Origin of the sequence: Streptosporangium amethystogenes, from assembly GCF_000721075.1 — a bacterium.
Taxonomy (GTDB): domain Bacteria; phylum Actinomycetota; class Actinomycetes; order Streptosporangiales; family Streptosporangiaceae; genus Streptosporangium; species Streptosporangium amethystogenes.
Window position 1 is genome coordinate 303,250 of the sequence record NZ_JOEQ01000004.1, and the last position, 13,402, is coordinate 316,651.

A 13,402-nucleotide genomic window follows, 5' to 3' on the forward strand; every position below is an offset into this window, starting at 1 on the left:
GAGGGACCATTTTGGACGTCATCTCCACCGGACTCGGCATCTTCCTCGCCGTCGTCCTCCTCGTCGTCGTCGGCCTGCTCGTCATGATCAGCCGCCTGTTCAACAAGGTCGAACAGGGTAAGGCCCTGATCATCTCGAAGATCAACAAGGTGGACGTCACCTTCACCGGGGCCATCGTGCTGCCCATCTTCCACAAGTCGGAGCTGATGGACATCTCGGTGAAGACCATCGAGATCGCCCGGACCGGCCGTGAGGGCCTGATCTGCCGCGACAACATCCGGGCCGACATCCGCATCACCTTCTTCGTCCGGGTCAACAAGACCGTCGAGGATGTGGTGAAGGTCGCCCAGGCCATCGGCACCGCCCGCGCGAGCGACCAAGAAACGCTGCAGGAGCTGTTCAACGCCAAGTTCTCCGAGGCGCTCAAGACGGTCGGCAAGCAGCTCGACTTCGTGGACCTCTACACCCAGCGTGACCGGTTCCGCGACCAGATCATCCAGGTCATCGGCACCGACCTCAACGGCTACAGCCTTGAGGACGCAGCCATCGACTACCTCGAGCAGACCTCGCTGATGTCCCTCGACCGCAACAACATCCTCGACGCGCAGGGCATCAGGAAGATCACCGAGCTGACCGCCATCGAGCACGTACGAACCAACGAGTTCCAGCGTCGCGAGGAGAAGGAGATCACCCGCCAGAACGTGGACGCGCGGGAGGCCATCCTGGAGCTTGAGCGCCGCCAGGCCGACGCGGAGACCAAGCAGAAGCGCGAGGTCGAGACCATGCGTGCCCGCGAGGAGGCGGAGACCGCCAAGGTCCAGGCCGAGGAGCGGCTCAAGGCGCACGCCGCGAATCTCCGTACCGACGAGCAGCTCGGCATCCAGCAGGAGAACCAGGCTCGCGAGATCGCGGTGGCGGCGAAGAACCGCGAGCGGGTCCTCGCCATCGAGACCGAGCGGATCGAGAAGGACCGCCTGCTGGAGGTCATCGCCCGCGAGCGCGAGACCGAGCTGTCGCGCATCTCCAAGGACAAGGAGCTGGAGGGCGAGAAGCGCTCCATCGCCGAGGTGATCCGCGAGCGGATCGTGGTGGAGAAGACCGTCGCCGAGCAGGAGGAGAGCATCAAGCGCCTGCGTGTGGTCGAGGAGGCCGAGCGGACCCGCCAGGCCGTGATCATCCAGGCCGAGGCCGAGGCGCAGGAGAGCCTGGTCAAGGACATCAAGGCGGCCGAGGCCTCGGAGGCGGCGTCCAAGCACCGGGCCCGCGAGGCGCTGGTGCTGGCCGAGTCCCGGCAGCAGGCCGCCGAGCTCGACGCCCGCGCCAAGATCCGTCTGGCCGAGGGCGTCCAGGCCGAGACCGCCGCTTTCGGCCTGGCCGAGGTGCAGGTGCGCGAGCGGGACGCCGCGGCGATCGAGAAGATCGGCCGCGCCGAGGCCGCCGTCGAGCGGGAGAAGGCGCTGGCGGTCGCCGAGGGCGAGCAGGCCAAGGCGCACGCCGTGGCCACCGCGGTACGCGAGAAGCTGAAGGCGGAGGCCGAGGGCGAGCAGGCCATGGCGATGGCCGCCGCCGCGATGGTCGGCGAGAAGCTCAAGGCCGAGGCCGAGGGTCTCACCGAGAAGGCCGCGGCGATGGCCGCGCTCACCGACGCGACCCGCGCCCACGAGGAGTACCGCCTGCGCCTGGAGGCCGAGAAGGAGATCCGCCTCGCCGGGGTGAACGTGCAGCTCAAGATCGCCGAGGCGCAGGCCTCCGTGGTCTCCGCCGGCCTGTCCAAGGCCAACATCGACATCGTCGGCGGCGACAGCGTGTTCTTCGACAGGCTGATGAGCTCGATCAGCATGGGCAAGGCGGTGGACGGCTTCGTGGCCCACTCCGACGTCGCCCGTACGCTGGCCGAGCCCTACCTGAACGGCTCGTCGAGCATCCCCGCCGACCTGGGCAGGGTCCTCGGCTCGATCGACACCGCCGACGTGCGGAACCTCTCACTGTCCGCGCTGCTGGTGAAACTGATCAAAGACGGCGGCCCCGACGCCGACCGGCTCCGCGGCCTGCTGAGCGAGGCCCAGGCCGCGGCCACCACCGAGGTCCCGGTCGCCGCGCTCAACTCCGCCGGCAAGTGACGTCCTCCACGGCGGAGGCCGTCACCGACGCCCCCGGCGCGGAGGGGGCCGGGCTGGACGCGGGCACCTACGAGGTGCTCCGCGCCCGGCTGGCCGAACAGGCCGCCGAGCTGGCCGGGCGGTCCGACGCGCTCAACGCCGAACGCCTGGCGGTGTTCGGCGGAGCCGAGCTGCGCCTGATCGGCACCGAGCGGATACGCACCGAGAACAACTGCGTGCCGCGCGACATCGTCTCGGTCGGCGGGCTCATGCTCTTCGGCTACAACGTGTTCATCGGGCTGAAGCCGGAGACGTCCGTCTCGGACGTCTTCTCCATGCACACGTTCGTACGGGACACGGCGGACGCGTTCCGGTTCGACCCGGCGCCGATGTTCCGTGACCCGCGCTTCGAGCGGGACTTCGCCGAGCTCTACCGGTACTACCGGGAGACCCGGCTGCTCCAGCTCCGCCGGGTCGAGGGCAAGCTGCTGGCCGTCTTCCAGACCGGCCCGCAGGACACCCGGGTGCTGCGCTGGCAGGTCGGGGCGGACGGCACGCTCACCTACATCGACGACCGGGGGGAGCGCGACCACACGTTCCCGCCCTCGCACGACTTCGAGTGGACCCCCGCCACCCGTGACGACCACGTGCTCGGCCGCCATCCGCACATCTCGATCCAGGGCGAGGTGTTCGTCGAGACCGTCGGCGGCGACCTCACCATCAAGATCGAGAACAATACCGAGTCCGGTGAGGGCATCTACCGCGAGCCCGTCACCGAGCCGCTGCAGAGCCTCGCCGACGCGGAGGTCCAGCACGCCAGGATCGGCCCGCTGATCCTGCTCCGGATCCGGCCGTACAAGGAGCCCGAGTGGCGGCACCTGGTCTTCAACACCCGGACCAAGGGCGTGGTCCGCCTCGACGGCATCGGGCAGGCCTGCCAGCGCCTGCCCGAGGACCAGGGGATCATCTTCCCCGGCGGCTACTACCTGTCCACCGGGGTCAGCAAGACCTTCGACACCGACGTGTCCGAGCTGGAGTTCGAGCGGGTCATCCGCTCCCCCAACGGCGAGGACGTGCTGTACGTCTTCCACGCCCGCGCAGAGGGGCGCTCGCTGCTGCTGCCGTACAACGTGATCCGCAAGCAGGTGGCGAATCCGCTCTCCTGCCACGGCTACTCGCTGTTCGACGACGGCACGCTGGTCGTCTTCAGGGCCACCTCCGACGAGCCCACCCGCGTCCACCCGATGCAGGTCTGGCAGACGGCGTACCAGTCGGACCTCTACGCCGCCGGCCGTCCGGTCGGCACCGGCCCGCTGGAGCGGATCGGCAACGCGGAGCTGGTCCGGGGCATCTCCGACTGCCTCTCGGTGGCCAGGATGGTCGACGAGATGGCGCCGTCGATACCGGTCTTCGAGGCGCTGATCGCCTCCTGCGTCCGGGTCTTCGACCATTACCACTGGCTGGGCGAGCACGGGTTGCGCGGTCCGCTCGCCGACGTGCGGGCCACCGCCGAGCAGGTGCTGGACGAGTTCGAGAACGTCCAGTCGCTCACCCGGCAGGCCGCCGAGGCGCTGGAGGCCGCCGCCACCGACATCACCGCACTGATACGACACGCGCGGAGCGAGGCGCCCAGGTCCGCCCAGGGTTGGGTGGACCGGCTCTCGCAGCTGCGCCAGTCGCAGGGTCACCTGGTGACCCTGCGCGAACTACGCCACGTCGACGTCGCCAGAATCGACGCGCTCGACGCGGAGCTGACGGCCGAGCTGGACAGCACCGCGCAGCGCGCGGCGGGCTTCCTGCGCGGCGACGACGCCTTCGCCGGCTACCACGCGGAGGTCGAGTCGCTGGTCTCCGAGGCGGGCGCCATCGCGACCGTGGCCGAGGCCGGGCCGATCGGCGAGCGGCTGGAGCGGCAGGCGCGGGGCCTGGAGATCGTGGTCGAGGTGGTCGGCACGCTCGACATCGCCGACGCCACCGTGCGGACCGCCATCCTGGAACGGGTCGGCGAGGTGCTCGGCGGCGTCAACCGCGCCCGCGCCACGCTGGACGCCCGGCGCGGTGAGCTGCTGGCCGGTGAGGGCAGGGCCGCCTTCGCCGCCGAGTACGCCCTGCTGGGGCAGGCGATCACCGGGGCGCTGGCGATGTCCGACACCCCCGAACGCTGCGACGAGCAGCTGGGCCGGCTGATGCTCCAGCTGGAGAACCTGGAGTCGCGCTTCGCCGAGTTCGACGACTTCCTGGGGCAGCTGTCCTCGAAGCGGGAGGACGTCTATGAGGCGTTCTCCTCGCGCCGCCAGGCGCTGCTCGACGAACGGGCCCGCCGTGCCGACCGGCTGGCCGACTCCGCCACCCGGATCCTGTCGAGCGTACGACGCCGCCTGGCCGCTCTGAAGTCGCTGGACGAGGTCAACACCTACTTCGGGTCCGACCCGATGGTGCTCAAGCTCAAGGGCGTGGCCGGGGAACTGCGCGCGCTGGGTGACCAGGTCCGTGCCGAGGAGCTCGAAGGCCGGGTCAAGTCCGCCCGCCAGGAGGCGGGCCGCGCCCTGCGCGACCGGCTCGACCTCTACACCGACGGTGGCGAGACCATCCGGCTCGGCCGCCACCTGTTCGCGGTCAACACCCAGCCGGCCGACCTGACCCTGGTCCCGCACGAAGGCCGGATGGCGTTCGCCGTCACCGGGACCGACTACCGCTCCCCGGTGCTTGACGCGGCCTTCGAGGAGACCCGGCCGTTCTGGAACCAGCTGACGGTCTCGGAGTCGCCGGAGGTCTACCGGGGCGAGCACCTGGCCGCCGCCATCCTGGCCGCCGCCGAGTCCGGCACCCTGACGCTGGGCGAGCGACAGGTCTCCCTGGACGCGCTGCACGAGGCGGCGGTGGCCGACGGGGAACTGCTGGAGATCGTCCGCCGGGTGGCGGAGACCCGCTACGACGAGGGCTACGAGCGGGGTGTCCACGACCACGACGCCACCGCGATCCTGCGGGCGGCGCTCCGCCTGCACGCGGGCGCGGGCCTGCTCCGCTACCCGCCGGCGGCGCGGGCCGCCGCCCAGCTCTTCTGGACCTACGGCACCGACGAGGCCACCCGCGCGACCTGGACCGTCCGGGCCACCTCGCTGGCCCGGGCCCGGACCCTGTTCGGCCAGGTGGAAGCGGTACAGGAGACTCGTGCCGCCCTCGGCTCCGCGATCGCGTCCTTCAGCCGGGGTCTCCACGACCGGCCGGAGGGTCCGGCGGGCGCGCTCGCCGTAGCCGCCGCGAGCACGTCCGGGGCGCCCCGGCCGGCCGGGACCCGCGCGCGGGGAGACGAGGGCGTCTTCGAACTGGCCGGGGAGTATCTCTTCGAGGAGCTGGTCGGCAAGCCGTTCGGGTTCGTGACGAGCGCGGGGGCACGGGCGCTGCTCGACCGGTTCGACCGGGCGATCGGCCCCGCGCGCCAGGAGTTCGAGGACGACCTGCGAGCGTTCGGCGACGACCTCTCCGGGCGTCACCGCCTGGCCGAGGCGTGGCTGTCCGCCTTCGACCTCTCGACGCCGGACTCGGGGCCGGACTTTGGGCCGGACTCTGGGCCGGGCTCGGCATCGGCCCCCGGATCGGCCGAACTGGTGGAGGCGGTCGCCGTACTGCTCTGCGAGGTGGCGCGACACGACTCGGCCGCGGCGCTGACCGCCACGGTCGAGGGGCTGCTCGGCGCGCACCCCCGGATCTCCGGGCGCGCGATCCGGCTGCGGCTGGACGAGTTCCTGGCCAGGACCCGGCACTTCCGCGACCACCGCGTCCCCGCGTACCGCGCCTACCAGAAGCGGCGCAACGAGCTGGTCGCGGCCGAGCGGGCGCGGCTGCGTCTTGAGGAGTTCCAGCCGAAGGTGATGACCGCCTTCGTCCGCAACCAGCTGCTCGACGAGGTCTACCTGCCGCTGATCGGCGACAACCTGGCCAAACAGCTCGGCGCGGCCGGGGACGCCAAGCGGACCGACCAGATGGGCATGCTGCTGCTCATCTCCCCGCCCGGCTACGGCAAGACCACCCTGATGGAGTATGTGGCCAACCGGCTGGGGATGATCTTCGTCAAGGTCAACGGCCCTGCCCTGGGCCACCTGGTGACCTCGGTGGACCCGGCGCAGGCGCCCGACGCGACGGCACGGCAGGAGATCGAGAAGATCTCCTTCGCGCTGGAGATGGGCAACAACGTGCTGCTCTACCTGGACGACATCCAGCACACCTCCCCGGAGCTGCTGCAGAAGTTCATCTCGCTCTGCGACGGCCAGCGCCGGATGGAGGGCGTCTGGGAGGGCCGGACCCGCACCTACGACCTGCGCGGCAAGCGCTTCGCGGTCTGCATGGCGGGCAACCCGTACACCGAGTCGGGCAAGCGCTTCCGCATCCCCGACATGCTCGCCAACCGCGCCGACGTGTGGAACCTCGGTGACGTGCTGTCCGGCCGGGACGAGCTGTTCGCGCTGAGCTACATCGACAACGCGCTGACCTCCAACCCGGTGCTGTCCCCGCTCTCCACCCGCGACCGCGACGACATCCGCCTGCTGGTACGGCTGGCGCGGGGCGACTCGGGGGTCCGGGCCGACCAGCTCTCCCACCCGTACTCCTCGGTGGAGCTGGAACAGGTCCTCGCGGTGCTCCGCAAGCTGCTCCGGATCCAGAAGGTGGTGCTGGCCAACAACCAGGCGTACATCGCCTCGGCCGCCCAGTCGGACGCCTCGCGGACCGAGCCCCCCTACCAGCTCCAGGGCTCGTACCGGAACATGAACAAGCTCGCGGCCCGGGTCGTCCCGGTGATGAACGACGCCGAACTGGAGGCGGTGATCGACGATCACTACCTCGGCGAGGCCCAGACCCTCACCTCGGGGGCGGAGGCCAACCTGCTCAAACTCGCCGAGCTACGCGGCACCCTGACCGCCGAGCAGGCCGCCCGATGGGCCGAGGTGAAGACCGCCTACCTGCGCTCCCAGGCCCTCGGCGGCGCCGAGGACGACCCGATGACCCGCGCGGTCGGCGCGGTCGGCCTGCTGGCCGACCGGGTGAGCACCGCCATCGAACACGCCGCCGACCGGATCTCCGCCGAACCGTGAAGCCCGGTCACGGCGGCCAAGGCAGGCAAGGAACGCTCCGGTGGCCCTTGCCCGCCCGGCCCCGTGACCGGCACCCGGCCGAGTGCGCCCCGCTGACCACCGACATCCGCCACCACCTGCGGCAGGTCTTTGGCAGCGACGTCCCCGACTACGAGGTCGACGTCACGCTGTCGCCCAGTTGATGACCCGACTCCCCCCGGTGGCTGCCGTTACCCTCGTCTGGGAATGACCACGGCATGACTACCGAACCAAAAGTACGGGTGCGCCGGGTCTACGAGGAGCCGGAGGCCTCCGACGGCGCCCGGGTGCTGGTCGACCGGATCTGGCCGCGCGGACTGTCCAAGGAGAAGGCGCATCTGGACGAGTGGTGCAAGGCCGTGGCGCCCTCGACCGAGCTTCGTACGTGGTACGGCCACGATCCGGCCCGGTTTGAGGAGTTCGGCCGCCGCTACCGGGCCGAGCTGGAGGACCCTGAGCGGGCCACCGCGCTGGAGCACCTGCGCGAGCTGGCGAAGAAGCGACCGTTGACGCTCCTGACCGCGAGCAGGCAGGCCGACATCAGCGAGGCCGTGATCCTCGCCGACCTGCTACGGAGCCGAGGGCCGCGCCCCATGTGATCACAGAAGTCGCGCACCCGTACGGCACCCGGCGACTCACCTGTTGGAGGGGCGGGCGCGGACGTGCGGGCGTTCGCCCTGGGGGCCGAAGAGGCTGAGGATCTCGACGGGTTCCGGCCCGAGATTACTGAGCGCGTGCGGAAGGTGTGCGTCGAACTCCGCCACCTCTCCGGAGGTCAGGACGATCTCCTTCTCACCGAGCCTCAGGGACAACCGCCCGGACAGGACGTACATCCACGCGTACCCCTCGTGGGTCCGCGGTTCCAGGCCGCAGCCGGGCCGGCCCGCCGGGATGATCATCTTGTACGCCCGGAGGCCGCCGGGGCGGCGGGTCAGCGGGATGAACGTGACGCCGTTGCGGGTGGTCGGGCGCTGGTGGACGCGGGGGTCACCGGTCTCCGGTGCGCCGACGAGCTCGTCCAGGGGGAGCTGGTGGGCTCGGGCCAGCAGGAGCAGGAGCTCCAGGGTGGGACGGCGCTGGCCGGCCTCCAGGCGGGACAGGGTACTGACCGAGATCCCGGTGGACTCGGAGAGCTGCGCCAGGGTCGCACCGCGCTGCCGGCGCAGGGCCCGCAGGCGCGGGCCCACGGCGTCGATGACCGTGTCGAGGGCTCCGTCCAGGGCGGGGGTGTCGTTGTTGACGCTACTCATTTGGCTCACCTACTTATTTGCCATCTCGGCAAAGGCATTTGTCAAATCTGTCGCCGTGGGCGGATAGTCCAGCAACGAGACGGCCGCCGTGAGGCTATGGCCGTACGACGAGTAGAGGAGAGCACACGATGCGGGAGAAGTACGACGTGGTGGTCGTCGGTGGTGGCGCGGCCGGGCTCAGCGGGGCCCTGACCCTGAGCCGGGCGCGCCGCTCGGTGCTGGTGGTCGACGCCGGTGCCCCGCGCAACGCCCCGGCCGGGCATGTGCACAACTACCTGGGCCGCGAGGGCACGCCCCCCGGCGAGCTGCTGGCCGTCGGCCGCGCCGAGGTGACCGGCTACGGCGGTGAGATCGTGACCGGCACCGTCACCTCGGCCCATCGACTGGAGGGCGACGACGGCTTTCGCGTACTGCTCGCCGACGGCCGGCAGGTGCGGGCTCGGCGGCTGCTGGTGGCCACCGGCCTGGTGGACGAGCTGCCCGACGTTCCGGGGCTGGCCGGGCGATGGGGACGCGACGTCCTGCACTGCCCGTACTGTCACGGCTGGGAGGTCCGCGACCAGGCGATCGGCGTCCTGGCCGACAGCCCGATGGCCGCGCACCAGGCCCTGCTGTTCCGGCAGTGGAGTGAGCGGGTGACCCTGTTCCTGCACACCGCCCCCAAGCCCACCGATGAGGAGTACGAGCAGCTGGCCGCCCGGGGGGTCACCCTCGTGGAGGGCGAGGTCGCCGCCCTGGAGGCGACCGGCGACCGGCTCGACGGCGTCCGGATGCGCTCGGGAGAACTCGTCCCCTGCCAGGCCGTGGTGGTCGCGCCGCGCTTCACCGCCCGGGCCGACGTGCTCGCCTCCCTCGGGCTGGAGCCGGTCCCGCAACTGGCCGGCGGCCACCTCATCGGCAGCCACGTACCCGCCGATCCCGCCGGGGCCACCTCGGTGCCCGGGGTGTGGGTGGCCGGCAACGTCGCGGACCCGCGCGCGCAGGTGATCGTCTCCGCCGCCTCGGCACTGAACACCGCCGCGGCCATCAACGCCAACCTCATCGCCGAGGACACCCGCCACGCCGTCGCCGCTCACCGCCGGCGGCCCGAGTCCCTTTCCGGCCACGCCGAACGGGTGCCCGGCGACCACCACGGTCCCGCCACCGCGGCATCACCGGATGCTCACCGGCACGCCGACCACGACGCCTCAGCCGAGGGCATGTTCAGCGAGCAGGCGTGGGAGGAGCGCTACCGTTCCCGTGCCGCGGTCTGGAGTGGCCGACCCAACCCCCAGCTCGTGACCGAGACCACCGATCTGCCCCCCGGCACGGCGCTCGACGTCGGTTGCGGCGAGGGGGCCGACGCCCTCTGGCTGGCCGCGCGCGGCTGGCGGGTCACGGCGGCGGACTTCTCCACCGTCGCCCTGCGGCGCGGCGCCGAACGCGCCGACGCCCTCGGCGCGGAGGTGGCCGGGCGGATCGACTGGGTGCACACCGACCTGACGAGCTGGGCACCCGATGAGGGCCACTTCGACCTGGTCACCGCCCATTTCATGCACCTGCCGGGGGAACAGCGCGAGGCGCTGTACACCCGGCTGGCCGCCGCGGTGGCCCCCGGCGGGACCCTGCTCATCGTCGGCCACCACTTCTCGGACCTGGAGACCACGATGCCCCGGCCCAATGTGCCCGGCATGTTCTTCACCGCCGAGGAGGTCGCGCACTCCCTCGACCCCGACCTGTGGGACATCCTCGTCACCGACACCAGGCCGCGCCTCGCCGACGACCCCGAAGGCCGCCAGGTCACCATCCACGACGCCATCCTGCGAGCCCGCAGGCGCCCGTGACGGAGTATTCCAGCCGTCCCAACCCCATCGCTGTGGATTCTAGTTACCAGTAGATCCATCTGTTGGACTTCTGGCCATCGGGCGGCCAGGCTGGGAGGTGCCGAAACCCGATACCAGGAGGAATCCATGCCGGAGTACGAGAAGGCCATGCGGCCCGAGGACATCACCCGCCTGTTCGTCGAACGGTCCAACGCCGGTGACGCGGCCGGAGTCGCCGCACTCTACGAGGAGGACGCGGTGATGGCCTACCCTCCCGGCGGCCGGACGGTGGGCCGGGAGGCGATCCGCGCGCTGTGGGAGAAGGTGCTGGCCGGCCGTCCCCGCTTCGAGCCGGAGCAGCCCCTGCCGACACTGATCAGCGGCGACATCGCCCTCACCTCGACCCCGCCGAAGGACGGGAGCGGCGCCCGCGCGCAGGTCGTCCGGCGCCAGCCCGACGGAAGCTGGCTACGCCTGCTCGACCAGCCCGAGTTCGTCTCTCCCGCCCACTGAACCACCCACCACCGCGAATCGGGTGAGGCCACCGGAGTGGCAGGCGGCGCGACCGGCCCTCGGTACCGCCTCAACGCTTGGACTCGGTCGTCTACGGGCCACTCGTCCCGGCAATGCGTGGTGACCTCGACCGGAGCCTTTCCGAAGCCGGAGCGATGAGCACCGCCAACGGGCTCGGCAGCGGAGACCGGGGCGTCACGTGTCGCCCATTTCCAGGAGCAGGGCGGTCATGCTGACCTTGACGCTGCCATCCGAGCGCGGTGGCCGCGCCTTGTCGTGGACCATGGCGACCGCCTGGTCGATCAGCCCGACGACCTCCTCCCACACGGGGCCGTCCAGCCAGACCTCCGCGTCCATGGACGTGCGCCGGCCGTGGGCCCGCTCCAGCCGCCGCGCGAGGTCGACGAACATCGCCTCGTACAGCGGCCGGCTGCCCGACCGGTCCAGCCGCATCCTGCTTGAGTGGTCATAGCGGTAGCACCGCCGGGGGCGACCCCGGCCGCCCCGTGCCGGCTGCTCGTCCACCTGCTCCAGGAACCCCGCCTCGGCGAGCTGGCGCAGGTGGTAGCTGGCCGAGGCGTGGGCGATGTCCAGCTCCCTGGCGACCTCGGTGGCCGACATGGACGCGCCGGTGAGCAGCGATACGATCCGGATCCGCAGCGGATTCGCCAGCGCCCGCAGCGGCACCAGGTCGTCGCTTTCCCAGGGCATGTTGGGATGCTACATCTCCAACATGTCTTGGGAAAGCACCGAACGCGAGAGCGAGACCGGTCGTTCGCCTTCTCCGCCCACGAACCCACGATGCGTCGAACGCCGGGCCGGTCATCCGGCAGGGCGGGCGCGGCCCGTCGCCGGATGTCGAATACGGTGAGCAGGTGTCGGTCAGCGACCGGGTCGAGCGAGAGCAAGGAAAGCAGTGAAGCTTCTTCATTCAGGGAAGGTCCGCGACGTCTACGAGGACCGCGGGGACATCATCCTCGTGGCGTCCGACCGGGTGTCGGTGTACGACGTGATCCTGCCCACGCCCATCCCCGACAAGGGGAAGATCCTCACGCGGCTCTCGCTCTGGTGGTTCGAGCAACTCGCCGACATCGTGCCCAACCACGTGATCTCGGCGACCGACGTACCCGCCGAGTTCGCGGGCCGTGCGGTGCGGTGCAGGAAGCTGAAGATGGCGAAGGTCGAGTGCGTCGCGCGCGGCTACCTGACCGGCGGCGGGCTGGAGGAGTACCGAGCGCACGGGTCGGTCTCCGGTGTGCCGCTGCCGCCCGGCCTGCTGGACGGGTCCAAGCTCCCCGAGCCGATCTTCACCCCGTCCACCAAGGCACCCCTCGGGCAGCACGACGAGCCCATCTCCTTCGACGAGGTGGTCGCCCTGGAGGGCGCCGAGGTCGCCGAGGAGTTCCGGCGGATCACGCTGGAGATCTACCGGCGGGGCTCCGAACTCGCCGCGGAGCGGGGCGTCATCATCGCCGACACCAAGATCGAGCTGGGCTGGGACTCCGAGGGCGTGCTCGTGCTCGGCGACGAGGTGCTGACCTCCGACTCCTCCCGCTTCTGGCCCGCCGACCGGTGGGAGCCCGGCCACGCGCAGTTCTCCTTCGACAAGCAGTACGTGCGTGACTGGGCGACCGGCACGGGCTGGGACAAGAAGGAACCCGCTCCTGAGGTCCCCGCCGAGGTCGTGGAGGTCACCCGGGCGCGCTACATCGAGGCGTACGAACGCATCACCGGCAGAACCTGGTAGGGGAGCCCGACGCCCTGAACGGGCACGCCACATCGAAGCGTACGAACGCCGGCTTCCCCGGGCACCGGATTCCCTACAGGGAGAGTTTCCTCTCGACCGCGGCGCCCACGATGGCCGGTTCCACCGGGGTGGAACCGGTGGGCGCCCCGAAGTCGGCCACGATGCAGGTGATGTTGTCGGGGCCGCCGCCCCGGTTGGCGAGGTCGATGAGCCAGCGAGCCGCCTCGTCGGGGTCGGAGATCTCGGTCAGCGTGTTGAACAGGGTCTCGGGACCGACCACGGCGGTCAGGCCGTCGGAGCAGAGCAGGTAGCGGTCCTCCGGGTAGGCCTCGCGCAGCGACAGGTCCAGCTCACCGTCACCGGTGCCCTCAAGGACCCGCAGCACCATTGACCGGCGCGGGTGCTCCGCGGCCTGCTCAGGGGTGATCCGCCCCTCGTCCACCAGCGACTGGACCAGGGTGTGGTCATGGGTTATCTGGTAAAGGGCGCCGTCGCGCAGCATGTAGGCCCGGGAGTCTCCGACGTGGGCCAGGGCGAAGGTGGCGCCGTCCCAGAGCATGGCGGTCAGGGTGGTGCCCATGCCGCGGAGCGTGGGATCCTGCTCGCTCATGTCGCGCAGTGTGTGGTTGACATCCCTGGCGGCGCCCTTGAGCGCGGCGAGCAGGTCGACACCGCCGGTGGGAAGGGTGTCGTCCAGTGCCGCCATGGCGGTGACGGCAAGTGAGCTGGCGACCTCTCCACCCGCATGACCACCCATGCCGTCCGCTATGGCGAGCAGGCGCGCGCTCGCGTAGCCCGAATCCTCGTTCGCCTCACGGCGGACCCCCACATCGGAGCGGGCCGCGTAGCGCAGTGCCAGTGGTTGGTTCAGTGCCATGAAGGC

At 70.9% G+C, this 13,402-nt stretch carries 10 protein-coding genes; 7 read left to right on the forward strand and 3 right to left on the reverse strand.

What is annotated here, in order from left to right; genetic code table 11:
- Positions 1 to 11 precede the first annotated feature (11 nt).
- From IG98_RS0106145 to IG98_RS0106160, 4 genes are read left to right on the forward strand one after another with little or no spacing between them, the layout of a single operon-like run.
- Positions 12 to 2,120, forward strand: a complete 2,109-nt coding sequence (locus IG98_RS0106145) for a flotillin family protein (RefSeq protein ID WP_030906761.1) — start codon at positions 12 to 14, stop codon at positions 2,118 to 2,120.
- Positions 2,117 to 7,189, forward strand: coding sequence for a DNA repair ATPase (locus IG98_RS0106150; RefSeq protein WP_030906764.1), 5,073 nt, complete (start codon positions 2,117 to 2,119; stop codon positions 7,187 to 7,189). The genes IG98_RS0106145 and IG98_RS0106150 overlap by 4 nt, the downstream gene beginning before the upstream one ends.
- Positions 7,190 to 7,236: 47 nt before the next feature.
- Positions 7,237 to 7,371, forward strand: a complete 135-nt coding sequence (locus IG98_RS54195) for a hypothetical protein (RefSeq protein ID WP_281178439.1) — start codon at positions 7,237 to 7,239, stop codon at positions 7,369 to 7,371.
- Positions 7,372 to 7,425: 54 nt separating this feature from the next.
- Positions 7,426 to 7,806: a DUF488 domain-containing protein gene (locus IG98_RS0106160; protein ID WP_030906766.1), complete on the forward strand. Its 381-nt coding sequence runs from the start codon at positions 7,426 to 7,428 to the stop codon at positions 7,804 to 7,806.
- Between the two features lie 36 nt (positions 7,807 to 7,842).
- Here IG98_RS0106160 and IG98_RS0106165 read toward each other — a convergent pair whose 3' ends face one another.
- Positions 7,843 to 8,457: a helix-turn-helix domain-containing protein gene (locus tag IG98_RS0106165; protein WP_030906769.1), complete on the reverse strand. Its 615-nt coding sequence runs from the start codon at positions 8,455 to 8,457 to the stop codon at positions 7,843 to 7,845.
- Between the two features lie 128 nt (positions 8,458 to 8,585).
- On the opposite strand from IG98_RS0106165, the gene IG98_RS54575 reads away from it, so the two are divergent.
- A complete protein-coding gene (locus tag IG98_RS54575; RefSeq protein ID WP_030906772.1) occupies positions 8,586 to 10,280 on the forward strand; it encodes a methyltransferase domain-containing protein in 1,695 nt (564 codons plus the stop codon).
- Between the two features lie 126 nt (positions 10,281 to 10,406).
- The gene (locus IG98_RS0106175; protein WP_030906775.1) at positions 10,407 to 10,772 is read left to right on the forward strand and encodes a YybH family protein; all 366 of its coding nucleotides are present in this window, start codon (positions 10,407 to 10,409) and stop codon (positions 10,770 to 10,772) included.
- 195 nt (positions 10,773 to 10,967) lie between these two features.
- Here the strand turns inward: IG98_RS0106175 and IG98_RS0106180 are convergent, their stop codons facing one another.
- Entirely contained in the window at positions 10,968 to 11,483 is a 516-nt protein-coding gene (locus tag IG98_RS0106180; protein ID WP_030906779.1) for an ArsR/SmtB family transcription factor, read from the reverse strand.
- A 205-nt stretch (positions 11,484 to 11,688) separates the two neighbouring features.
- Here IG98_RS0106180 and IG98_RS0106185 point away from each other — a divergent pair, with 205 nt between their 5' ends.
- On the forward strand, positions 11,689 to 12,519 hold the full coding sequence (locus IG98_RS0106185) for a phosphoribosylaminoimidazolesuccinocarboxamide synthase (protein WP_030906782.1): 831 nt from the start codon (positions 11,689 to 11,691) through the stop codon (positions 12,517 to 12,519).
- Between the two features lie 73 nt (positions 12,520 to 12,592).
- Here IG98_RS0106185 and IG98_RS0106190 read toward each other — a convergent pair whose 3' ends face one another.
- Complete coding sequence (locus IG98_RS0106190; RefSeq protein ID WP_030906785.1) at positions 12,593 to 13,396, reverse strand: PP2C family protein-serine/threonine phosphatase; 804 nt, start codon at positions 13,394 to 13,396, stop codon at positions 12,593 to 12,595.
- Between the last annotated feature and the right edge of the window lie 6 nt (positions 13,397 to 13,402).

Excerpts from the sequence above, each read along its gene's own strand:
- IG98_RS0106165 (WP_030906769.1), bottom strand. The coding sequence starts at position 8,457 with ATGAGTAGCGTCAACAACGACACCCCCGCCCTGGACGGAGCCCTCGAC.
- IG98_RS0106175 (WP_030906775.1), top strand. The coding sequence starts at position 10,407 with ATGCCGGAGTACGAGAAGGCCATGCGGCCCGAGGACATCACCCGCCTG.
- IG98_RS54575 (WP_030906772.1), top strand. The coding sequence starts at position 8,586 with ATGCGGGAGAAGTACGACGTGGTGGTCGTCGGTGGTGGCGCGGCCGGG.
- IG98_RS0106180 (WP_030906779.1), bottom strand. The coding sequence starts at position 11,483 with ATGCCCTGGGAAAGCGACGACCTGGTGCCGCTGCGGGCGCTGGCGAAT.
- IG98_RS0106160 (WP_030906766.1), top strand. The coding sequence starts at position 7,426 with ATGACTACCGAACCAAAAGTACGGGTGCGCCGGGTCTACGAGGAGCCG.
- IG98_RS0106190 (WP_030906785.1), bottom strand. The coding sequence starts at position 13,396 with ATGGCACTGAACCAACCACTGGCACTGCGCTACGCGGCCCGCTCCGAT.